The sequence below is a fragment of the Streptomyces sp. NPDC001796 genome, from assembly GCF_042892355.1.
Lineage (GTDB): Bacteria > Actinomycetota > Actinomycetes > Streptomycetales > Streptomycetaceae > Streptomyces.
Map to the genome: position 1 here is coordinate 671,101 of NZ_JBIAUC010000001.1, position 22,140 is coordinate 693,240.

The window sequence follows — 22,140 nt, forward strand, 5'->3', positions numbered from 1 at the left end:
TTGTCCGTCCCGGCTGGCACCATGGGCTCATGAACATCATGCTCTTCCACTCGACGTACGGGCTGCGGCCGGCCGTGCGGGCCGCAGCCGACCGGCTCCGCGCCGCCGGGCACGAGGTGTGGACCCCCGACCTGTTCGACGGCCGTACCTTCGAGACGGTCGAGGAGGGCATGGCCTTCAAGGACGAGATCGGGAAGGAAGAGCTGCTCAAGCGGGCCGTCCTGGCCGCCGCGCCCTACTCGGAGCGAGAGCTCGTGTACTCGGGGTTCTCGCTCGGCGCGTCCATCGCCCAGACCCTGGCGCTCGGCGACCACAAGGCGCGCGGACTCCTGCTGCTGCACGGCACCTCGGACATCGCGCCGAGCGCCTCGGTGGACGCCCTTCCGGTCCAGCTGCACGTCGCGGAGCCGGACCCGTTCGAGACGGACGACTGGCTCAGCGCCTGGTACTTGCAGATGGGCAGAGCGGGCGCGGACGTGGAGATCTACCGGTACGCGGGCGCGGGGCACCTGTACACGGACCCGGACCTGCCGGACTACGACGAGGAGGCGGCCGAGGCCACCTGGCGGGTGGCGCTCGGCTTCCTCGACAGCCTGTAGCGGGTGCGCGGCGGCCTACACCGGGTCGTACGTCCGCTCGACCTTCTGTGTGCCGCTGCGCGTGCGGTACGACCGCTCCCAGGACGAGGTGGCGCTCGCGTTCGTACGGTCCGACAGGACGTAGTAGTCCATCTGCGCGCGCTCGGCGGTGATGTCCAGCACGCCGTAGCCGTGGCGGTCGGTGTCCACCCAGTGGACGTGCCGGTTGGCCGCACGGATGACCGGTGCGGCCACCGCCGAGACGGTGCCCTCGGGGACCTTGACGATGTCGTCGAGGTTGTCGGAGGTGACCGAGGTGACCACGAACTCGGTGGCGGCGGAGGCGGACAGCGGGTAGGTGCCCGCGTCGACGGGGACGTCGTTGGCCCACGCCATGTGGATGTCGCCGGTCAGGAACACGGTGTTCCGGATGGCGTTGGCCCGCAGATGCGCGAGCAGTTCACGACGGTCGTCGGTGTAGCCGTCCCACTGGTCGGTGTTGACGGCGAGGCCCTCCTGCGGCAGCCCCAGCAGCTTGGCCAGCGGCTTGAGCAGGTCCGCGGAGAGCGAGCCGATGACGAACGGCGCGATCATCACCGAGTTGCCGACCAGCCGCCAGGTGGTGTCGGACGCCTTCAAGCCCGCCTTGAGCCAGTCGAGTTGGGCGCGGCCCGTGATCGTGCGGTCCGGGTCGTCGACGGAACCGCTGCCCGTGGACGCCTGCTGCGAGCGGAAGGAGCGCAGGTCCAGCAGGGAGAGGTCGGCCAGCTTGCCGAAGCGCAGCCGGCGGTAGGTCGTGCCCTCGACGGCAGGGCGGACCGGCATCCACTCGAAGTACGCCTGCTTCGCCGCGGCCTTCCGCGCCGTCCAGGTGCCCTCGGCGCCCTCGGTGTGGTTGACGGCGCCGCCCGACCAGGCGTTGTCGGCGAACTCGTGGTCGTCCCAGATGGCGATGACCGGTGCCTTGGCGTGCAGGGCCTGCAGGTCGGGATCCGTCTTGTACTTCGCGTGCCGGATCCGGTAGTCGGCGAGCGTGAGGATCTCGTTCGCCGGGGCGTGCGGGCGCACGACCGTGCCGCGGGCCGCGTACTCGCCGGTCTTGTACTCGTAGACGTAGTCGCCCAGGTGCAGCCACGCGTCCAGGTCGCTCCGGGCGGCGAGATGCCGGTAGGCCGCGAAGTAGCCGGCCTCCCAGTTGGCGCAGGAGACCACACCGAAGCGCAAGCCTGACACGGCGGCGTCGGCGGCGGGCGCCGTGCGGGTGCGGGCGACGGGGGAGTCGGTGGCGCCCGCGGAGAAGCGGAACCAGTAGTCGGTGGCCGGCTCCAGCCCCCGGACGTCGGCCTTGACGGTGTGGTCCGAGGCGGCGGTCGCGGTGACGGATCCCTTGGCGACGATCGCCGTGAACGCCTTGTCCTTGGCGAGCACCCAGCTCACCTCGGTGTCGGGCCCGAGCCCGGATCCGGGCGTCCCCTCCGCGGTGGGTGTCACCCGGGTCCACAGCAGGACGCCGTCGGGCAGTGGGTCACCGGAGGCCACGCCGTGCAGGAAGGCCGGTGTGTCGGCGGCGGCCCGGGCGGGAAGGGCGGCGGCGAGCGGGGCGCCCAGAACGGCCGTCGCCGCCGCGGCCTTGACGACCGTACGGCGGCGGGGGGAAAGGGAGTTGGCGCTCTCGAATGATCTGTGTCGACTGGTCACGGCCGAGCAGACTACTGACCGGTACGCGCAAAGGGCGGGCGAACACGTAAAGTTCGCCCGCCCTTTGTCCGCCTGACCGCTCAGGCCCGCCCGGGGGACCGGTCAGGACTTGAGCGCGTTGTCGATCGCCGTGTTGAACTCGGCCACCGTCATCGGCGCGTTCTTGCCGTCGGACCCGGTGAGCGTCTTGCCGTCCATCTTCAGGGTCGGCGTGCCCTGCACCCCGCTCTTGTTGAAGACGTCGGACATGTCCAGCGCCCACTTGTCGTAGGTGCCGTCCTTCACGGCCTTCTGGAACGCCGCGTTGTCCTTCAGAGCGGGGACGGTGTTCGCGACCTTGATCAGGTAGCTGTCGTCCTTGAACTTGTCCTCGGTCTCCTCCGGGTGCCACTTCGCCGAGTACAGCGCGGTCTTGTACTCGAGGAACGCCTCGGGGCTGACGTTCAGCGCGGCGCCCATGGCGCTCAGGGCGTTCTTGGAGCCCTCGCCCTGGGTGTTGGTGTCGATGAACGAGGCACCGACGTACTGGATCTTGAACTTGCCCTCGTCGAGGTCCTGCTTGACGGTCGAGCCGACCATCTGCTCGAACTGCGCGCAGATCGGGCAGCGCGGGTCCTCGTACATGACCAGGGTCTTCTTGGCGTTGCTCTTGCCGATCACGACGGTGGTGCCGTTCGTGCCGGAGGTGTTGGCCGGCGCGACGAGCTTCTCGCTCTTCGCGGCCTCCCAGTGGCTGGGCTTGTTGTTCTGCACGACGGCGTAGCCGACGCCGCCGGCGACGGCCAGCACGGCGACGACCGAACCGGCGACGATCAGCTGCCGCTTGACCTTGTCGCGCTTTGCCTGCCGCTCGCGCTCGATGCGCAGCCGCTCACGGGCCGCCGTCTTCGCCGCCTGGCTGTTCCGCTTGCTCATGGGTGATCTCCTCGGGGACGCGCATCGTCGTGCGCGGGGTACGCGGGGTGAGAGTGGGGACTGGAGTGCTCGGGGTGTCGCTCAGACCAGGGCGACCGAGCACGGCGGTCCACGCCGTCCCAGGGAGTGCACGAAGAGGCGGGTGCGCAGGGCGGTGATCCGGGGCGCCGGGCGCGGCACCCGGCGGGCCGGAGCGAGCCGTACCGTCACCGCGGCGACCGCGAGCAGCAGCGGCCGGAACGTGGTCGCGGCCACCGCGCCGAGCAGCTGGGCCAGCGCCCGCTCGCCGCGGCGCAGCCAGGCGGCGGCCAGCAGCCCCACGCTCACATGGGCGGCGAGCAGCAGCCAGGCGGTCTCCGGGTCGGCGTGCGCCAGGAGCGCCGCGATCCGGTCGCTGCCGGTGCCGGTGACCCGGCTGAGGGGGGTGCCCACGCTGCCGCCGCTGCACAGCAGGTCCAGGCCCACCGAGCGCAGCGGGCCGGTGACCGGGCCGCCCGCCCTGCCGTAGCAGGCGTGCTGACCGGTGGTGAACACCGTGTCCGCGGTCAGCTCCAGCGGGACCAGCAGGGCGGCGATCTTCCCGAAGCGGCGCTCACGGCCCGCCAGCGCGTACGCGACGACGAAGACGGCGGCGGCTATGGCGGCCACCGTCCCCATCGGCAGGGGGACCTCGGACAGCAGCACGTGCGACGCGGTGCTGAGTGTCACGACCAGTGCCGTGAACAGCGCCGCGCGTACGGCTCTGAGGTGGGTCCCGGATATGTCCATAGCAGAGGAGAGTGTGTCACGTGCTCCCGTAAGGGAACACTAAAGGACTCCCGTATCCGGCCCTTCCGTCACAGACCTGGAATCCGGCCGTTGCGGAACAGGTCCACGAAGATCTGGTGGTCCGCACGCGCGCGTGCCCCGTAGGTGTGGGCGAAGTCCACCAGCAGTTCCCCGAAGCCGTCCTCGTCGGCGGCGATCGCCGCGTCGATGGCCCGCTCGGTGGAGAAGGGCACCAGGGACTCGCCGGACTGGTCGTCCGCCGCCGCGTGCATGGCGGCCGTGGCGCGGCCCAGGTCGGCGACGACCGAGGCGATCTCCTCCGGGTCGTCGATGTCGCCCCAGTCCAGGTCGACCGCGTACGGCGACACCTCGGCGACCAGCTGGCCCGCGCCGTCCAGCTCGGTCCAGCCCAGCCACGGGTCGGCGTGCGCCTGAAGCGCGCGCTGGGAGATCACCGTGCGGTGGCCCTCGTGCTGGAAGTACTCGCGGATCACGGGGTCCGTGATGTGCCGGGAGACGGCCGGGGTCTGGGCCTGCTTGATGTAGATCACGACGTCGTTCTCCAGGGCGTCGCTGTGGCCCTCGAGGAGGATGTTGTACGAGGGCAGGCCGGCCGACCCGATGCCGATGCCGCGCCGCCCGACGACGTCCTTGACCCGGTAGGAGTCCGGGCGGGCCAGGGACGTCTCCGGCAGCGTCTCCAGGTAGCCGTCGAAGGCCGCGAGCACCTTGTAGCGGGTGGCGGCGTCCAGCTCGATGGAGCCGCCGCCCGGCGCGAAGCGGCGCTCGAAGTCGCGGATCTCGGTCATCGAGTCCAGCAGCCCGAAGCGGGTGAGCGAGCGGGCGTCGCGCAGCGCGTCCAGCAGCGGGCCCTGGGCGGTGTCCAGGGTGAAGGGCGGCACCTCGTCGCTCTTGGCGCCGGTGGACAGGGCGTGGACGCGCTCACGGTAGGCCGCGGCGTAGATGCGGACCAGCTCGGTGATCTGGTCGTCGCTGAGCGCCTTCGCGTACCCGATCAGCGCCATGGAGGCGGCGAAGCGCTTCAGGTCCCAGGTGAAGGGGCCGACGTACGCCTCGTCGAAGTCGTTCACGTTGAAGATCAGGCGGCCCGTGGAGTCCATGTAGGTGCCGAAGTTCTCGGCGTGCAGGTCGCCGTGGATCCACACCCGCGAGGTGCGGTCGTCCAGGTACGGGCCGCCGCGCCTGTCCGCGTCCAGGTCGTGGTAGAAGAGGCACGCCGTGCCCCGGTAGAACGCGAACGCGGAGGCCGCCATCTTGCGGAACTTCACGCGGAACGCGGCCGGGTCGGCGGCGAGCAGCTCGCCGAAGGCGGTGTCGAATACGGCGAGGATCTCCTCACCGCGTTGCTCGGCGCTGAGCTGCGGAACCGACATCGCTGGGTGCCTCCTGATACGGGTGGTGCGTGACGTCTGGGGGTGATCTTCGCAGGTGTTCCCTCACGCCAACGTCCGGCGGTGTGGGGGAGTGCCCACGTTTTCTCCGCATGAAGGTACGCGCCGGACGCCTCCGGGTGTCAGTGCCGAGGCATAGACTTCGACGCTGTCCCCCAGACTGTCCGAAGCCGCGGGGCTGCTGTCGACGTAAGTTCTCCTTGGAGGCCACAACCGTGTCAAAGCCGCCGTTCACGCACCTGCACGTCCACACCCAGTACTCGCTGCTGGACGGTGCCGCGCGGCTGAAGGACATGTTCAACGCGTGCAACGAGATGGGCATGACCCACATCGCCATGTCCGACCACGGCAACCTGCACGGGGCGTACGACTTCTTCCACTCCGCGAAGAAGGCCGGGATCACCCCGATCATCGGGATCGAGGCGTATGTCGCCCCGGAGTCCCGGCGCAACAAGCGCAAGATCCAGTGGGGCCAGCCGCACCAGAAGAGGGACGACGTCTCGGGTTCGGGCGGTTACACCCACAAGACGATGTGGGCGGTGAACAGCACCGGTCTGCACAACCTCTTCCGGCTCTCCTCCGACGCCTACGCCGAGGGCTGGCTGCAGAAGTGGCCCCGCATGGACAAGGAGACCATCGCCCAGTGGTCCGAGGGGATCGTCGCCTCCACCGGATGCCCCTCCGGCGAGGTGCAGACCCGACTGCGCCTCGGCCACTTCGACGAGGCCCTGAAGGCGGCCGCCGAGTACCAGGACATCTTCGGGAAGGACAAGTACTTCCTGGAGCTGATGGACCACGGCATCGAGATCGAGCGCCGGGTCCGTGACGGCCTGCTCGACATCGGCCGGAAGCTCGGCATCCCGCCGCTGGTCACCAACGACTCGCACTACACGTACGCGCACGAGGCGTCCGCCCACGACGCCCTGCTGTGCATCCAGACCGGCAAGAACCTCTCCGACCCGGACCGCTTCAAGTTCGACGGCACGGGCTACTACCTGAAGTCCACGGAGGAGATGTACGCCATCGACTCCTCGGACGCCTGGCAGGAGGGCTGTGAGAACACCCGGCTGATCGCGGAGATGGTCGACACCGAGGGCATGTTCGTCAAGCGCGACCTCATGCCCAAGTTCGACATCCCCGAGGGGTACACCGAGGTCACCTGGTTCCAGGAGGAGGTCCGCCGCGGCATGGAGCGCCGCTTCCCGGGCGGCATCCCCGAGGACCGCATGAAGCAGGCCGAGTACGAGATGGACGTCATCATCCAGATGGGGTTCCCGGGCTACTTCCTCGTGGTCGCCGACTTCATCATGTGGGCCAAGAAGAACGGCATCGCGGTGGGCCCCGGCCGTGGCTCGGCCGCAGGCTCGATCGTCGCCTACGCCCTCGGCATCACCGACCTCGACCCGATCCCGCACGGCCTGATCTTCGAGCGGTTCCTCAACCCCGAGCGCATCTCGATGCCCGACGTCGACATCGACTTCGACGAGCGTCGGCGCGTCGAGGTGATCCGGTACGTGACGGAGAAGTACGGCGCCGACAAGGTCGCCATGATCGGCACCTACGGCACCATCAAGGCCAAGAACGCGATCAAGGACTCCGCGCGCGTCCTCGGCTACCCGTACGCGATGGGCGACCGCATCACCAAGGCCATGCCCGCCGACGTCCTCGGCAAGGGCATCCCGTTGTCCGGCATCACCGACCCGAGCCACCCCCGCTACTCGGAGGCGGGCGAGGTCCGGTCGATGTACGAGAACGAGCCCGACGTGAAGAAGGTCATCGACACCGCGCGCGGCGTGGAGGGCCTGGTGCGGCAGATGGGCGTGCACGCGGCCGGCGTGATCATGTCCAGCGAGACCATCACCGAGCACGTCCCGGTCTGGGTGAGGCACACCGACGGCGTGACCATCACCCAGTGGGACTACCCGAGCTGTGAGTCGCTCGGCCTGCTGAAGATGGACTTCCTGGGCCTGCGCAACCTCACGATCATGGACGACGCCGTCAAGATGGTGAAGGCGAACAAGGGGATCGACATCGATCTCCTCAGCCTCCCGCTCGACGACCCCAAGACCTTCGAGCTGCTCCAGCGCGGCGACACCCTCGGCGTCTTCCAGTTCGACGGCGGCCCCATGCGCTCGCTGCTGCGGCTGATGAAGCCCGACAACTTCGAAGACATCTCCGCCGTGTCGGCCCTGTACCGGCCGGGCCCGATGGGCATGAACTCCCACACGAACTACGCGCTGCGCAAGAACGGGCAGCAGGAGATCACGCCGATCCACCCCGAGCTGGAGGAGCCGCTCAAGGAGGTCCTGGACGTCACCTACGGCCTGATCGTCTACCAGGAGCAGGTGCAGAAGGCCGCCCAGATCATCGCCGGCTACTCGCTCGGCGAGGCCGACATCCTCCGCCGCGTGATGGGCAAGAAGAAGCCGGAGGAGCTGGAGAAGAACTTCGTCATCTTCCAGTCGGGCGCCCGCAAGAACGGCTACAGCGACGAGGCGATCCAGGCGCTGTGGGACGTGCTGGTCCCGTTCGCCGGCTACGCGTTCAACAAGGCCCACTCGGCCGCGTACGGCCTGGTCTCGTACTGGACCGCGTATCTGAAGGCCAACCACCCCGCCGAGTACATGGCCGCGCTCCTCACCTCGGTGAAGGACGACAAGGACAAGTCGGCCGTCTACCTGAACGAGTGCCGTCGCATGGGCATCCGGGTGCTTCCGCCGAACGTCAACGAGTCCGAGTCGAACTTCGCCGCGCAGGGCGACGACGTGATCCTCTTCGGCCTCTCCGCCGTGCGCAACGTCGGTTCGAACGTCGTCGAGTCGATCATCCGCTGCCGCAAGGCCAAGGGGAAGTACGCGTCCTTCCCGGACTACCTGGACAAGGTCGAGGCGGTCGTCTGCAACAAGCGGACGACGGAATCGCTCATCAAGGCCGGCGCCTTCGACTCCCTCGGTCACACCCGCAAGGGCCTGATGGCGCAGTACGAACCGATGATCGACAACGTGGTCGCGGTCAAGCGCAAGGAGGCCGAGGGACAGTTCGACCTCTTCGGCGGCATGGAGGAGGAGAGCAGCGAGCCCGGCTTCGGTCTCGACGTCACCTTCACCGACGAGGAGTGGGACAAGACCTATCTGCTCGCGCAGGAGCGGGAGATGCTCGGTCTGTACGTCTCCGACCACCCGCTCTTCGGCCTGGAGCACGTGCTGTCCGACAAGGCCGACGCGGGCATCGCCCAGCTCACCGGCGGCGAGCACGCGGACGGCGCGGTCGTCACCATCGGCGGCATCATCTCCGGTCTGCAGCGCAAGATGACCAAGCAGGGCAACGCGTGGGCGATCGCCACGGTCGAGGACCTCGCGGGCTCCATCGAGTGCATGTTCTTCCCGGCGACCTACCAACTGGTGTCCACCCAACTCGTCGAGGACGCCGTGGTGTTCGTCAAGGGCCGCCTCGACAAGCGGGAGGACGTGCCCCGGCTGGTCGCGATGGAACTGATGGTTCCGGACCTGTCCAACGCGGGCACCAACGCCCCCGTGGTCCTCACCATCCCGGCCACGCGGGTCACCCCGCCGATGGTGAGCCGCCTCGGCGAGATCCTCAGCCAGCACAAGGGCGACAGCGAGGTGCGGATCAAGCTCCAGGGGCCGCGCAAGACGACGGTCCTGCGCCTGGACCGCCATCGGGTCAAGCCGGACCCCGCCCTCTACGGCGACCTGAAGGTCCTTCTCGGCCCCTCCTGCCTGGCGGGCTGATCGCCCGGAGTGGCTCAGAGACAAGGGGCGCACCCGAGAACGGGTGCGCCCCTTTTTTCTGCGTCGGCCCTCGCGCGCGGGCCTCGGCATCAGCCCTCGTGCAGGCGTCAGTTGTGGCCGAAGTTCTTCTGCTTCTTACGGGTAACATCCGCCGGGCTGCCCGGGGTCTGCGCCATCGGAGACGTGTGCGCCTCCGCCGAGGGCCGCTGGGAGTGCTCCTGCGCCTGCTCGGCCTTCGGGGAGCGGCTCTGCGGGCCGGCCTGCTTGCGGTTCTTGTTCTTGGCCATGGTGATGCCTCCTGTGGGGACTAGGGGCCAGGGCCGGGACCAGATTCACATAGCCTGACATCAACCGCATGTCGGACAATTACCCTGTGTGACACAGTCCTTCGCCACCCGGTCCCCGGATACGCCACGCCGAAGATCGAGTTCCGGCCGTTAACCTCTCCGCCGTCGGGCAGACTCGAAGCAAGCCCGAAGCAAACCTCCCGGAAAGAGGGTGGATCGCGTGGACCGCTGCATCGTCCTGGTGGACGCCGGGTATCTGCTCGGGGCTGCCGCCAGCCTCCTCGCCGGGGAACCCTCGAGGTCCCGGATCACCGTCGACCACGCCGCCCTCATCCAGGGACTGCGGGAGCGCGCCGAGGCCGACACCGGGAGGCCACTGCTGCGCATCTACTGGTTCGACGGCGCTCCCGACCGCGTACCGCAGCCGGAGCACCGCCGGCTGCGCGTGATGCCCCGGGTGACCGTACGCCTCGGTGCGCTGACCCGCAGCGACGGGCGGTGGGCGCAGAAGGGCGTCGACGCAGCGATGCACGCCGAGCTGACCGAGCTGGCCCGCAACCGCGCGTGCTCGGACGTCGTGCTCGTCACCGGCGACGGGGACCTGCTGCCGGGCATGATGGCCGCCAAGGAGCACGGGGTCGCCGTGCACCTGTGGGCCGTGCAGGCCGCGGACGGCGACTACAACCAGTCCGAGGACCTGGTCGCCGAGGCCGACGAGCGGCGCGTGCTCGACCGGGCGTGGATCACCCAGGCCGTGCGGCCCAAGGAACTGGGCGGGGTGTGCGCGCCGCCGCCCGCGCCCCGGCCGGAGATCGCCGCGATCCTGTCGGCGCCGCTGCCCGAGTCGGCCCTCACCGCTGCCGCGGAGCGGCCCGCCGCCGAACCGGAACACGTCCCGGCGACCGCGTCCCAGAACGGCGCCCAGGAACGGGTGCCGGTCACCAAGGGCGTGCCGACCCCCAAGGACCTCGCGGCGTTGCGGGCGCCGCAGACCGCGCAGCAGCCCGCCGGTGCGACGCTGCGCTGGTCGTCCGACAAGGGCTGGGTGGACCGGCCCGTCGCGGCCGAGTCGCCGGAGGCCGCCTCGCTGCCGACGCTGGCGCAGCTGACGACCGCGGAGCAGCGGTGGGCCGACCGGGAGGAGGACATCACGACGGTCGGCGGCGACCCCTACGAGGTGGGGCAGGTCTTCGCCCGTCGGTGGATCTCGCGCCTTGTCGACCCCTCCCACCTGCAGAAGCTGTCGAGCATGTACCCGCGGGTGCCGCACCGCATCGACGGTGAGCTGCTGCGGTACGCGGCCCGCTTCGGCCTGCTCGCCCACAAGGACGACCAGATCGACGAACACGACCGGTACGCGATCCGCGCGGGCTTCTGGCGGGAGATCGACCAGCGCACGCCGGCGGAGGCCCCCGCCGGCGAATGAGACGGAAGCGCCCGCCGGCGAGCGACACACCGTTTCGGCCGCGGTCTCGGCGGGCCCCGGGAACCGCTCGGCGGGCGGTACCCCTTACCCTCGTCCTTTGTGAGCAAGCGCAGCGCAACGGCACCACGGCACAGTGACGACGTCGTGTGCGCCGTGCGCGGGCTGACCAAAACCTATCCGGCGCTACGGGGCCGGCGCGGCGCGCCCGGGACGCCCGCGGTGCGGGCCACCGAAGACGTAGGGCTGGACATCCGGCGCGGGGAGATCTTCGGACTGCTCGGACCGAACGGCGCCGGCAAGTCCACCCTCGTGCGCCAGTTGACCGGACTGATGCGGCCCGACAGCGGCAGCGTGGAGATCCTCGGGCACGACATCGTGCGCCACCCCGAGCGGGCCGCCCGCATCCTCGCCTACCTCGGCCAGGAGTCCACCGCCCTCGACGAGCTGACCGTCTCGCTCGCCGCCGAGACCACCGGACGGCTGCGCGGGCTCGACCTGCGGCAGGCCCGCGAGGAGCGGGACGCCGTCCTCGACGAACTCGGGCTCGCACAGATCGCCTCCAGGCCGCTGAAGAAGCTCTCCGGCGGCCAGCGCCGGCTCGCCTGCTTCGCCGCCGCGCTGATGGGCGAGCGACCGCTGCTGGTGCTCGACGAGCCGACCACCGGCATGGACCCGGTCGCCCGCCGCGCCGTGTGGGCCGCCGTGGACCGGCGGCGGGCCGAGCGAGGGACGACCGTCCTGCTGGTCACCCACAACGTCATCGAGGCGGAGACCGTCCTCGACCGGGTCGCCGTCCTCGACCGGGGCCGGATCATCGCCTGCGACACCCCGGCCGGGCTCAAGGAACGCGTCGCCGGGGAGGTCCGCGTCGAGCTCGTGTGGCGGGAGCGGGCGCCCCTGGAGGTGCCCGAGGTCGCCGCGCTGCGCACCCGCGCCGTGGAGTCGGGGCGCCGCTGGTCGCTGCGGATGGCCCCCGAGGAGGCGCGTGCGGCCGTCGCCACCGTCACCGGGGGCGCCGCCTTCGCGGCACTCGACGACTTCACACTGGCCACGCCCAGCCTGGAGGACGTCTACCTGACGCTCGGCGGCAGCAGTCAGGGGCTGGTGAAGGCATGAGCGCGATGGCCGTCGTGTCCGTATGGAGCTCCGGGGGAAGCTCCGCGGGGACCTTGGGGAAAACGAAGAGGAGCAGCGCGAGGTGAGTGTCGTACCCGCCGGGGTTCTGCCCGGCGCCCGGGCGACGGACGACGGTGCCGTGGACGGCGCCGCCCTCGGGCCGCGGGCGCGGCTGTGGCCGTCGATGGCCGCCGTGTACCGGGCCCAGCTGTCCAGGGCGCGGGTCGCACGGATCCCGTTGCTGTTCGTTGCGACGTTCCAGTCGATCGGCATCATGATCATGATGCGCGGGGTGGTGAGCGGCGGCGGGAGCGACGCGTGGTCCGTGGTCGCCGGATCGTCCGTGCTCGTGGTCGCGTACGTCGGCCTGAACCTGCTCGCCCAGTACTTCGGCCAGCTGCGCGGCAGCGGCGGGCTCGACCACTACGCCACGCTGCCGGTGCCGGCCGCGGCGGTGGTGCTGGGCGCCGCGGCGGCGTATGCGTCCTTCACCGTGCCCGGGACCCTGGTGACCGCCGTCTTCGGGTGCGTGCTGTTCGGACTGCCGCTCGCTCACCTGTGGGTTCTCGCGGCGGTGATCCCGCTGGCCGGCGCCGCGCTGTCCGGGCTCGGCGCCGCGCTGGGCCTGCTCGCGCCGCGGCCCGAACTGGCCACGCTCCTCGGGCAGTTGGGCATGTCGGCGGCGCTTTTGCTGGGCGTGCTGCCGGCCCACCGGATGCCGGAGGCCATCCAGGTCGCGCGCGACCTGCTGCCGTCGACGTACGGGGTGGAGGCGTTTGCGCGGACCTTCGGCGGGCATCCGGACTGGGCGTTCGTCCTCGGCGACCTGGGCGTGTGCGCCGCCGTAGGGGTGGCCTCGCTGGCCATGGCGACCTGGGCGTACCGCCGGGCGGCCGTCCGGTGACGCGGCCGACAGACTCGCCTGGCAGGATGTGAAGGTGACCGCTCCGTTGACTCCGCCTCCGCATGAACAGTCCCCGCGCTCTTCGCACGAGGCGTGGCACCCCGTGTCCGAGCCTGTGGGGTTCGGGCCGGCACCGCACGGTGCCACGGCCGTCCACGGGGCGGACGGGCCGGGTATGAGGACCGAGGTGCGCGAGGCGGCCGTGATCACGGTGGGCGTCGCGCTCGCCGGGGCGCTGCTCGGCGTGCTGTGGTGGTGGCTGGCGCCGCATGTGCCGCTGGTGGGGGACAAGGTCGACAACAGCTGGGTCGTCTACCTGAAGGACACCGAGGGGGAACAGGCGATCGGGGTGGACGGGACGTTCACACTGCTCGCGGCCGGCTTCGGTGTGCTCAGTGCGCTGGTCGTCTTCCTGGTGCGCAAGCGGGGCGGGGTACCGCTGGTCGTGGCGCTCTGTGTGGGCGGACTGCTGGGATCGCTGCTCGCGTGGCGGTTGGGGGTCTGGCTGGGCCCCCAGCACAACGTCATCGCGCACGCCAAGGCCGTAGGCAAGGGAGTGACGTTCTCCGCCCCGCTGAAGCTCGGGGCCAAGGGGGCGCTACTGGCCTGGTCGGTGGCGGCGCTGGTGGTGCACCTGGGGCTGACGGCGCTGTTCGCTCCGCGGGACCCGGATCCGTACGGGGCGGCTGCGCCGTAGGCGTAGCCCGGCGCGCAAAGCGCTCGTGCGCCGGACGGGCTCAAGAGGCTCGCCCGGCGCTGTTGTGACGGGTGGTGGTCACGCCGGCCGGTGGCCGTGGTTGGCGTGGCCCTTCTTCATGCGCCATTTGCGCTTGCGTGTCCTCTTCGACATGTTTCCGTACTAGCCGAGGACGGGCCGTCCGTCGAGTGGTCAGGCACGGCCGATCGGTGCCAGCGTCGCTCCCGTGAGCTTGGCCAGGTCCTCGGGGGACAGCTCCACCTCCAGGCCCCGGCGGCCGGCGGACACGCAGATCGTGGTGTGCGAGGACGCCGACTCGTCCAGCACCGTGCGGAGCTTCTTGCGCTGGCCGAGAGGCGAGATGCCGCCGCGTACGTAGCCCGTCGTACGCTCCGCGAGCACCGGGTCCGCCATTGCCGCCCGCTTGCCGCCCACCGCCGTGGCCAGCGCCTTCAGGTCCAGCGAACCGGCCACCGGGACCACCCCGACGACGAGCGCCCCGTCCACGTCGGCCACCAGCGTCTTGAACACCCGGTCGGGGGAGACACCCATCGCCTCGGCCGCCTCCTCGCCGTAGGACGGGTGGGAGGGGTCGTGGTCGTAGGCGTGGACCGTGAACTCCACTCCGGCCGCCGCCAGGGCCACCGTCGCCGGCGTTCCGCCTGCCCGTCGCCCAGCACCAGCCCTGTTCGAATGCGCTTCGCGCTCCTCTTTTTCCTGCTGCTGCTTCTTCGACTTCTTCGCCATCCGGCCGTTCCCGTCCCGTTCCCGCAGAGCGTTCGTGCGTCAGTTCATACTCGTCGGCGTCCGTGTCAGCTCGGTCGCCGGCAACGACGGCAGGTTACGGATGATGGCCGTCTCCGAGCGAAGCAGTTTCAGCTCGTCGCGCAGGCGGGAGGCGGTGTCGGGCGCCTGCAGCAGCCGCTGCTTCGTCGGCGTGTCCAGCATCACCGCGGCCGCCACCAGGTACGACACCACGGCCGGTTCGTCCGGCAGGTCGGCACCCGCCGACAGGGACCTCTCCCGCGCGCCCGCCAGCCGCTTCTGGTACTGCCGGAAAGCCCGCAGCACCCCCTCGGCCAGCGCGCCCGCCTCGTCGCCCTGTTCCTCCGGCAGCTCCTCCAGCTCGGCCGTCAGATACGGGCCGGAGGTGTCCACCGAGAGCACACGGACGCGGGTCGTGCCCGTCGCCAGCACCTCGAACGAGCCGTCGGCCCGCTCCCGGATCGTCGCCGCGTCCGCGATACAGCCCACCGCGTGGAACGCCTTGGCCGGGTCGGTCCCGAAGCCGGCGGCGGGCCCGCGCTCGGGCAGCGCCGTGGGATCCGGCATGCCCGGAGCGCTCGGCGCCACCTCGTGGCCGTCGCGGATGGCGACGACGGCGAACCGGCGAGGTTCGTCCTCGGGGATCTTCAACAGGTCGCGCATCAGGGCGCGGTAGCGCTCCTCGAAGATGTTCAGCGGGAGCACGAGCCCCGGGAACAGCACCGAGTTCAGCGGGAAGAGCGGGAGCCGGACGGTGGTCACGACCCGAAAGCCTAATGGTCGCAGCGGGGCCTGTGGCCGGTGTGGTCGTTCAGGTGCCCGATCAGCTGCCTGCCGGGGGCAGGGATGAGCGGCAGAAGCCGCTCGGGCGTGTGCGGCGGAACCGGCGACGCCACCGCCCGTCGTACCGCCTCCCGCACCTGAAGGAACCGGCCCAGCGGGTCGTCGCAGATCCGGTCCCAGGGGAACGACGTGGCGTAGGGGCCGATCATGCGCGACTGTGTGAGAGCGTCCTGCCAGCGTTCCAGCCGGACCAGGACGAAGACGAGGAGATTGCGGATCTCCGCGGGCCACGGGTCGGCGGCCGCGAACCGCGACGACAGCGCGATCGCCCGGTCGGCCGCCGCGTCCAGCCGTCCCCGGGTCACGACCACTCCGTCGCCCTCCGTCAGGTACTTGAACGCGGCTCGCACGGGCAGCGCCTGCACCAGGGAGTCCGGCGGGGCGTCCTGCGCGGCGGTCTCGGCGAAGTCGAAGCACTCCCAGTGCGAGTCGCCGGGCCTGTGCGGAGTCCTTCCCCACTGGGCGCTGCACGCGGCCGACAGGTACTGCAGGGCGGCGACATGGCAGCCGTAGTGGTGCGGGGAGCGGCGTACGGCCTCGGCCCACAGCCGCTCGTACTCGGTGTGGCCGGCGTGCGCTCCGCGCGCGTGGTCGAGCGCCACCCGCCACGGCACCGGGTCGCGGGGATCGCCCTCGGTCGCCGGGGTGACCGAGGGACCGACCTTGCGCAGGAGTTCGACGCGGGCGGGCGACTCCCAGCAGCGGGCCACCGCGAGTTGGGCGCTGACCAAAGTGGCGTCCGGATCCCGTGGGGCGGCGCCGAGCCAGTCCGTCAGCCATTCGTCCCGCGAGCGGGCGAAGGCGCCGAGTCGTGTCACGTACCGGTCGCGGTCCTCCCACTCGGCGGCCCGACGTGTGGTCGCGAGCAGTTCGGCCGCCGGACCGTACTCGCCGCGGCCCGCCGCGACCAGGGCGGGCGCCAGGCGGTCGTCGGGCGCGTCGAGAAGCACCTCGTCGTCGTCGGGCAACCCGTCGGCGAGGCGGGCAGAGGCGCGAGCCACCCGTGGTGCACGGATGAAGGGGCGGAGCATTGCCATGGTGCCGACCATTGAAAAGCCGCAGGTAGGGGACGCGCCAGCACGAATGCGTAACCCGTGTTTGGTTGTACGGGCGAAGTTCAAGAACGAGTAAAAAGTAACCGTTTGGTCGCTGATGGGCCTCTATGCGCAGGCCCCTTCGGTCACACAGGATCAACTGCGTCGCAGGAGCCTTGTGGCCCCGGCCGCGACCGTCGTGGCCAGTATCCAGCCGAGCAGGATCACCGCCGCCGACAGCCACTGCCAGGCCCCTTCCAGCCGCCACTGGCCCGCCTGGCCCAGATCGATGACCGGCAGCAGCAGGTCCAGGGCGAACAGGGAGGGGTTCCACGCCGGATGCCCGTCCTTGTTGACCGGCGGATGGCTCGCGTGCGAGAACGCGATCGACGCCGCCGCCCACAGCACCGCCATCCACACCGCGGCGCGGCCGGGCCGGTACCCGTAGGCGACCGTCCAGTCCTGTACGTACCCCCACAGCTTGGCCGCGAGCGGCAGTGTCTCGCGGCGGCGCCGCTGCTTGGCGAGCAGGACCTCGCGCGCGTCCTCGTCCTCGCCGGAGTTGCGCAGCACGGCCGCGAGCCGTTCGTACGGCTCCGGGTTGTACTCGGCGGTCGCCGCCGCCACCCACTCCAGACGCCGGGCGAGCGGGAAGGCGTCCTGCGGCACGAGGTTCTCGTAGGCGAAACCGCCCATGTGGAGATCGCCGAGGCCGGGCCAGCTCGTCCACCGGTCCACCAGGTTCACGACGCGGGCGCCCGAGAGGATCACCTTGCCCCGCTCGGGCCGGTCGCCCAGGAAGCGCAGCTCGGGCGTCTGGACCCGGCGCAGCGACACCTCCTGGTCGTCGTCGAGGACGAAGTGGGCCCGGTCCAGGTCGACCGCGTCCCCGAACCGCCCGTCGTCCAGCCGGATCCCGCCCCGGCACTCGAAGCGCTGCACCCGGGTGCCCCGCGCCGGGGTGGTGCCACTGCTCTGCAGCGGATTGCCGACGCCCGCCGGAGTCAGGTACAGGGTGCGCTCGACCGTCAGCTGCGGGGCGTTCAGGGCCAGCCGGGTGTACGGGTTGGTCAGCCGGGCGCCGCGCAGGCTCAGCGACACGCCGACCTTGGCGCTGCGCAGGCTCAGCTCCCCGTACGACTCCAGCATCTCGGCCTGCAGGTCCTGGCCGACGGTCAGCCCGTCCGCGGTGATGGAGCGGCCGCGCCGGTCCCGGTGGACGACGGCCTGGTTGAGCATCAGGTCGGTGCCGATGTGCGCGTCCGTGAGCCGCACCCCGCCCTGGAACCGGCAGCGCGCCAGATGCAGGTCGCCCTCCGTGTGCACGCGCGCCGCCTCCAGACGCGGCACCGAGCAGTCCACGAGCCGCACGGTCGTGAAACGGGCCTCCGGCAGCAGGACCTCGTTCTCGAACCGGCAGCCGTTTAGCTCGACGTACGGCACGACCGTGCCGCCCGCGAGATCCAGGGTGTCCGTGATCCGGATGCCGGTCAGCTTCAGCGACGAGACCCGTCCCGCGAGCGCGGGCGGGCCGTCCAGGAGCAGCCAGGCCACGATCCGGGCCCGCACGCTGCGCTCTGGCCCCCAGGGCCGGGCACCGTGCGGATCGTCCACGGCCGGGTCCCCGTCGCGCAGGTCGTACTCGCTGCCGTTGCGGAACGCCTGCCACATTCCGGCCTCCGTGGCGGTCAGTCCGTCCGGCACGTCCACGACACGGATGCCGGCACCCTCGGTCACGGCTCTTCCTTCCTCCCCAGCTACTCGCGGGTTTCGTACGACCGTTCATGCCCGCTGTGTGACGGCCCGAACGCCGAAGGTGAAGGGGATCTTCCGCCCGCTGCCACCACCCATCGAATCCGGCCACCCCTCCCGGCAGCCCTCACCGAACGCTCCGTCCCGGCTGCGACACGCCGTGTCGCCCACCGATCCGTCCCCGCCCGCCCGCGGTCGACCGGCCCGCCACCGAGCCGTCCGCCCGCCCACGCTCTGTATCAGCCATTGATACGGCCGTCCGGCCCGTCGGCGCCGTCTGCGAGAATTGGGCCTGTGATCTCCCGAATCGATCTGCGCGGCGACGCCCTCCCGGAGGGCCCCGCCCTGCGCGACCTGCTGCCCCGAGCCGACTTCGACGTATCGGCCGCACTGGAGAAGGTGCGTCCGATCTGCGAAGCCGTGCATCATCGTGGCGACGCGGCGCTGATCGACTTCGCCGAGAAGTTCGACGGAGTGCGCCTCGCGTCGGTCCGGGTCCCGGCCCAGGCACTGAAGGAGGCGCTGGAGCAGCTCGACCCGGCCGTGCGCGCGGCCCTGGAGGAGTCCATCCGCCGCGCCCGTCTCGTCCACCGCGAGCAGCGCCGGAGCACGCACACGACGCAGGTGGTGCCCGGCGGCACGGTGACCGAGAAGTGGGTGCCGGTGGACCGCGTGGGTCTGTACGCGCCCGGCGGCCGGTCCGTCTACCCGTCGTCCGTGATCATGAACGTGGTCCCGGCCCAGGAGGCCGGTGTCGGGTCGATCGCCCTCGCCTCCCCGGCCCAGGCCGAGTTCGACGGCCTGCCGCACCCGACGATCCTCGCCGCCTGCGCCCTGCTGGGCGTCGACGAGGTGTACGCGGCAGGCGGCGCCACCGCCGTCGCGATGTTCGCGTACGGCACCGAGTCCTGCCCGCCCGCGAACATGGTCACCGGCCCCGGCAACATCTGGGTCGCCGCCGCCAAGCGCTACTTCACCGGCAGGATCGGCATCGACACCGAGGCCGGCCCCACCGAGATCGCGATCCTCGCGGACTCCACCGCCGACCCGGTGCACGTGGCCTCCGACCTGATCAGCCAGGCCGAGCACGACCCGCTGGCGGCCGCCGTCCTCGTCACCGACTCCGTCGAACTCGCGGACGCCGTGGAGAAGGAGCTCGAGCCGCAGGTCGCCGCCACCCGGCACATCGAGGACCGGATCCGCCCGGCACTGGCCGGCAAACAGTCCGCCGTCGTGCTGGTCGACGGAATCGACGAGGGCCTGCGCGTCGTCGACGCGTACGGCGCCGAGCACCTGGAGATCCAGACCGCCGACGCCGCCGCGGTCGCGGACCGCGTCAGGAACGCGGGCGCGATCTTCGTCGGCCCCTGGGCGCCGGTCTCCCTCGGCGACTACGCGGCCGGCTCCAACCACGTGCTGCCGACCGGAGGCTGCGCCTGCCACTCCTCCGGTCTGTCCGTCCAGTCCTTCCTGCGCGGCATCCACATCGTCGACTACACGCGGGACGCGCTGGCCGAGGTCGCGCACCACGTGGTGACGCTGGCGGACGCCGAGGACCTGCCCGCGCACGGCGCGGCGATCAAGGCGAGGTTCGGTTGGAAGGTGCCTGAGAGCAAGTGAGCTTCGGAATCGACGATCTTCCCGTCCGGGACGAGCTGCGCGGCAAGACCCCCTACGGCGCCCCCCAGCTCGACGTGCCCGTACGGCTGAACACGAACGAGAACCCGTACCCGCTGCCCGAGCCGCTGGTCGAACGGATCACCGAGCGCGTACGCGAGGCCGCCCGCGGCCTGAACCGCTACCCGGACCGGGACGCGGTCGAACTGCGCACAAAGCTGGCGGAGTACCTGACGAAGACCGGCAAGTACCGCGTCGGCCTCGAGAACGTGTGGGCGGCCAACGGCTCCAACGAGGTCATCCAGCAGCTGCTGCAGACCTTCGGCGGCCCCGGCCGCACCGCGATCGGTTTCGAGCCGTCGTACTCGATGCACGCGCTCATCGCGCGCGGCACGGGCACCGGCTGGATCTCGGGCCCGCGCAACGAGGACTTCACGATCGACCTCGCCGCCGCCGGGAAGGCGATCGCCGAGCACCGGCCGGACGTCGTCTTCATCACGACCCCGAACAACCCCACGGGCAACGCGGTGCCGCCCGAGACGGTCCTCGACCTGTACCAGGCCGCGCAGGCGGCCAAGCCCTCCATGGTGATCGTCGACGAGGCGTACATCGAGTTCAGCCACGGCTCCTCGCTGCTGCCGCTGCTCGAAGGTCGGCCGAATCTCGTCGTCTCGCGCACCATGTCGAAGGCGTTCGGCGCCGCCGGCCTGCGCCTCGGCTACCTCGCCGCGCACCCGGCGGTCGTGGACGCCGTCCAGCTCGTCCGGCTGCCGTACCACCTCTCGGCGATCACCCAGGCGACCGCCCTGGCCGCCCTGGAGCACACCGGCACGCTGCTGAAGTACGTCGAGCAGCTCAAGTCGGAGCGGGACCGGCTGGTCGCCGAACTGCGCGCGATCGGCTACGACGTCACCGAGTCCGACGCCAACTTCGTGCAGTTCGGGCGGTTCCCCGACGCGCACGAGGCCTGGCGGAAGATCCTGGAGCGGGGCGTCCTGGTCCGGGACAACGGCGTACCGGGGTGGCTGAGGGTCACCGCCGGGACCCCGGAGGAGAACGACGCGTTCCTCGACGCGGTCCGCGAGTTGCAGTGTCTTGTGGGGGACACCCCCACGCCCCCGAAGGAGTACAGCGCATGAGCCGCGTAGGGCGCGTGGAGCGCACCACCAAGGAGACCTCGGTCCTCGTCGAGATCGACCTCGACGGCACCGGCAGGACCGACATCGCCACCGGCGTCGGCTTCTACGACCACATGCTCGACCAGCTCGGCCGGCACGGTCTGTTCGACCTGACCGTGAAGACCGACGGCGATCTGCACATCGACTCGCACCACACCATCGAGGACACCGCCCTGGCGCTCGGCGCCGCCTTCAAGCAGGCGCTCGGCGACAAGGTGGGGATCTACCGCTTCGGCAACTGCACGGTCCCGCTCGACGAGTCCCTCGCCCAGGTCACCGTCGACCTGTCCGGCCGCCCGTACCTCGTGCACACCGAGCCCGAGAACATGGCGCCGATGATCGGCGAGTACGACACCACGATGACCCGGCACATCCTGGAGTCCTTCGTCGCCCAGGCCCAGATAGCGCTGCACGTGCACGTGCCCTACGGGCGCAACGCCCACCACATCGTGGAGTGCCAGTTCAAGGCGCTGGCCCGGGCCCTGCGCTACGCCAGCGAGCGCGACCCGCGCGCGGCCGGCATCCTCCCGTCCACGAAGGGCGCGCTGTAGACCATGAACGGCACCTCGACCGTACTGATCGTCGTCGGCCTGTTCCTCGTCGGCGGGATCATCTCCTTCGTCAAGCAGAAGATGCCCAGGAGCCTGATCGTGCTGCTGTCGATCGGCGCGGCACTGTGCCTGGTCGCGGGCGTCATGCGTCTGGAGGTGTGGAATTGAGCACCCCGAGCACTCCCCAGAACACGTCGAGCACGTCGAAGACGTCCAAGAAGGTCGTCGTCTTCGACTACGGCTTCGGCAACGTCCGCTCCGCCGAGCGCGCCCTCGCCCGCACGGGCGCCGACGTGGAGATCACCCGCGACTTCGACCGCGCCATGAACGCCGACGGCCTGCTGGTGCCGGGCGTCGGCGCCTTCGCCGCCTGCATGCAGGGGCTGAAGGAGGCACGCGGCGACTGGATCATCGACCGCCGCCTGGCCGGCGGGCGCCCCGTGATGGGCATCTGCGTCGGCATGCAGATCCTGTTCGGCCTCGGCATCGAGCACGGCGTCGAGACCGAGGGCCTCGCCGAGTGGCCCGGCCGGGTCGAGCAGCTCCAGGCGGACGTCGTGCCGCACATGGGCTGGAACACCGTCGAGGCACCGGCCGACTCCGAGCTGTTCGCCGGGCTGGACGCGGACGCGCGGTTCTACTTCGTGCACTCCTACGCCGTCCACGACTGGCAGCTTCAGACGCACAACCCGGCGATGAGCGCCCCCAAGGTGACCTGGTCGACGCACGGCAAGCCGTTCGTGGCGGCCGTGGAGAACGGCTCCCTGTGGGCCACTCAGTTCCACCCCGAGAAGTCCGGCGACGCCGGCGCGCAGCTGCTCACCAACTGGATCGGAACCCTGTAGAG

20 protein-coding genes are annotated in these 22,140 nt (G+C 70.7%); 11 read left to right on the plus strand and 9 right to left on the minus strand.

Annotated features, from left to right (window positions below):
- Nucleotides 1-29 precede the first annotated feature (29 nt).
- Nucleotides 30-599 (plus strand): dienelactone hydrolase family protein, encoded by a 570-nt coding sequence (locus ACFYZE_RS02975; RefSeq protein ID WP_388987590.1) that lies wholly within the window; start codon nucleotides 30-32, stop codon nucleotides 597-599.
- A 15-nt stretch (nucleotides 600-614) separates the two neighbouring features.
- On the opposite strand, the gene ACFYZE_RS02980 is transcribed toward ACFYZE_RS02975, so the two are convergent.
- The 4 genes from ACFYZE_RS02980 to ACFYZE_RS02995 all read right to left on the minus strand — a co-directional run bounded on the left by ACFYZE_RS02980 (nucleotide 615) and on the right by ACFYZE_RS02995 (nucleotide 5,353).
- Nucleotides 615-2,276 (minus strand): alkaline phosphatase D family protein, encoded by a 1,662-nt coding sequence (locus tag ACFYZE_RS02980; protein ID WP_388987592.1) that lies wholly within the window; start codon nucleotides 2,274-2,276, stop codon nucleotides 615-617.
- A 102-nt stretch (nucleotides 2,277-2,378) separates the two neighbouring features.
- Nucleotides 2,379-3,191: a DsbA family protein gene (locus ACFYZE_RS02985; RefSeq protein ID WP_388987595.1), complete on the minus strand. Its 813-nt coding sequence runs from the start codon at nucleotides 3,189-3,191 to the stop codon at nucleotides 2,379-2,381.
- Between the two features lie 81 nt (nucleotides 3,192-3,272).
- Nucleotides 3,273-3,959 (minus strand): hypothetical protein, encoded by a 687-nt coding sequence (locus tag ACFYZE_RS02990; protein WP_388987598.1) that lies wholly within the window; start codon nucleotides 3,957-3,959, stop codon nucleotides 3,273-3,275.
- A gap of 68 nt (nucleotides 3,960-4,027) precedes the next feature.
- Nucleotides 4,028-5,353 carry a DUF2252 domain-containing protein gene (locus tag ACFYZE_RS02995; protein ID WP_388987601.1) on the minus strand — a complete coding sequence of 442 codons (1,326 nt, stop codon included), beginning with the start codon at nucleotides 5,351-5,353 and terminating at the stop codon, nucleotides 4,028-4,030.
- A gap of 233 nt (nucleotides 5,354-5,586) precedes the next feature.
- On the opposite strand from ACFYZE_RS02995, the gene dnaE reads away from it, so the two are divergent.
- Nucleotides 5,587-9,123, plus strand: coding sequence for a DNA polymerase III subunit alpha (gene dnaE / locus ACFYZE_RS03000; protein WP_388987604.1), 3,537 nt, complete (start codon nucleotides 5,587-5,589; stop codon nucleotides 9,121-9,123).
- A gap of 107 nt (nucleotides 9,124-9,230) precedes the next feature.
- Here the strand turns inward: dnaE and ACFYZE_RS03005 are convergent, their stop codons facing one another.
- Nucleotides 9,231-9,410, minus strand: a complete 180-nt coding sequence (locus ACFYZE_RS03005) for a hypothetical protein (protein ID WP_388987607.1) — start codon at nucleotides 9,408-9,410, stop codon at nucleotides 9,231-9,233.
- A gap of 220 nt (nucleotides 9,411-9,630) precedes the next feature.
- Between ACFYZE_RS03005 and ACFYZE_RS03010 the strand changes: the two genes are divergently transcribed.
- The 4 genes from ACFYZE_RS03010 (at nucleotide 9,631) to ACFYZE_RS03025 (ending at nucleotide 13,553) form a co-directional block, all read left to right on the plus strand.
- Nucleotides 9,631-10,836 carry an NYN domain-containing protein gene (locus ACFYZE_RS03010; RefSeq protein WP_388987610.1) on the plus strand — a complete coding sequence of 402 codons (1,206 nt, stop codon included), beginning with the start codon at nucleotides 9,631-9,633 and terminating at the stop codon, nucleotides 10,834-10,836.
- A 144-nt stretch (nucleotides 10,837-10,980) separates the two neighbouring features.
- Nucleotides 10,981-11,952 (plus strand): ABC transporter ATP-binding protein, encoded by a 972-nt coding sequence (locus tag ACFYZE_RS03015; protein ID WP_388987938.1) that lies wholly within the window; start codon nucleotides 10,981-10,983, stop codon nucleotides 11,950-11,952.
- Nucleotides 11,953-12,034: 82 nt separating this feature from the next.
- The gene (locus ACFYZE_RS03020; RefSeq protein WP_388987613.1) at nucleotides 12,035-12,856 is read left to right on the plus strand and encodes an ABC transporter permease; all 822 of its coding nucleotides are present in this window, start codon (nucleotides 12,035-12,037) and stop codon (nucleotides 12,854-12,856) included.
- A 34-nt stretch (nucleotides 12,857-12,890) separates the two neighbouring features.
- Nucleotides 12,891-13,553, plus strand: a complete 663-nt coding sequence (locus ACFYZE_RS03025; protein ID WP_388987616.1) for an AAA family ATPase — start codon at nucleotides 12,891-12,893, stop codon at nucleotides 13,551-13,553.
- Between the two features lie 192 nt (nucleotides 13,554-13,745).
- On the opposite strand, the gene ybaK is transcribed toward ACFYZE_RS03025, so the two are convergent.
- The 4 genes from ybaK to ACFYZE_RS03045 form a co-directional block, all read right to left on the minus strand.
- Nucleotides 13,746-14,300, minus strand: a complete 555-nt coding sequence (ybaK, locus tag ACFYZE_RS03030) for a Cys-tRNA(Pro) deacylase (protein WP_388987619.1) — start codon at nucleotides 14,298-14,300, stop codon at nucleotides 13,746-13,748.
- 39 nt (nucleotides 14,301-14,339) lie between these two features.
- The gene (locus ACFYZE_RS03035; RefSeq protein WP_388987622.1) at nucleotides 14,340-15,080 is read right to left on the minus strand and encodes an LON peptidase substrate-binding domain-containing protein; all 741 of its coding nucleotides are present in this window, start codon (nucleotides 15,078-15,080) and stop codon (nucleotides 14,340-14,342) included.
- An 11-nt stretch (nucleotides 15,081-15,091) separates the two neighbouring features.
- Nucleotides 15,092-16,198 (minus strand): hypothetical protein, encoded by a 1,107-nt coding sequence (locus ACFYZE_RS03040; RefSeq protein WP_388987625.1) that lies wholly within the window; start codon nucleotides 16,196-16,198, stop codon nucleotides 15,092-15,094.
- 153 nt (nucleotides 16,199-16,351) lie between these two features.
- Nucleotides 16,352-17,932, minus strand: coding sequence for an oxidoreductase (locus ACFYZE_RS03045; RefSeq protein WP_388987628.1), 1,581 nt, complete (start codon nucleotides 17,930-17,932; stop codon nucleotides 16,352-16,354).
- 309 nt (nucleotides 17,933-18,241) lie between these two features.
- Here ACFYZE_RS03045 and hisD point away from each other — a divergent pair, with 309 nt between their 5' ends.
- The 5 genes from hisD to hisH are packed head-to-tail and all read left to right on the plus strand — an operon-like array spanning nucleotide 18,242 to nucleotide 22,138.
- Nucleotides 18,242-19,567, plus strand: coding sequence for a histidinol dehydrogenase (hisD, locus tag ACFYZE_RS03050; protein WP_388987631.1), 1,326 nt, complete (start codon nucleotides 18,242-18,244; stop codon nucleotides 19,565-19,567).
- Complete coding sequence (locus tag ACFYZE_RS03055) at nucleotides 19,564-20,703, plus strand: histidinol-phosphate transaminase (protein WP_388987634.1); 1,140 nt, start codon at nucleotides 19,564-19,566, stop codon at nucleotides 20,701-20,703. The genes hisD and ACFYZE_RS03055 overlap by 4 nt, the downstream gene beginning before the upstream one ends.
- Complete coding sequence (hisB, locus tag ACFYZE_RS03060) at nucleotides 20,700-21,293, plus strand: imidazoleglycerol-phosphate dehydratase HisB (RefSeq protein ID WP_030783530.1); 594 nt, start codon at nucleotides 20,700-20,702, stop codon at nucleotides 21,291-21,293. The genes ACFYZE_RS03055 and hisB overlap by 4 nt, the downstream gene beginning before the upstream one ends.
- 3 nt (nucleotides 21,294-21,296) lie before the next feature.
- A complete protein-coding gene (locus ACFYZE_RS03065; RefSeq protein ID WP_388987637.1) occupies nucleotides 21,297-21,461 on the plus strand; it encodes a hypothetical protein in 165 nt (54 codons plus the stop codon).
- Entirely contained in the window at nucleotides 21,458-22,138 is a 681-nt protein-coding gene (hisH, locus tag ACFYZE_RS03070; protein WP_388987639.1) for an imidazole glycerol phosphate synthase subunit HisH, read from the plus strand. Before ACFYZE_RS03065 ends, hisH begins: the two co-directional genes overlap by 4 nt.
- The last annotated feature ends 2 nt before the right edge of the window (nucleotides 22,139-22,140 follow it).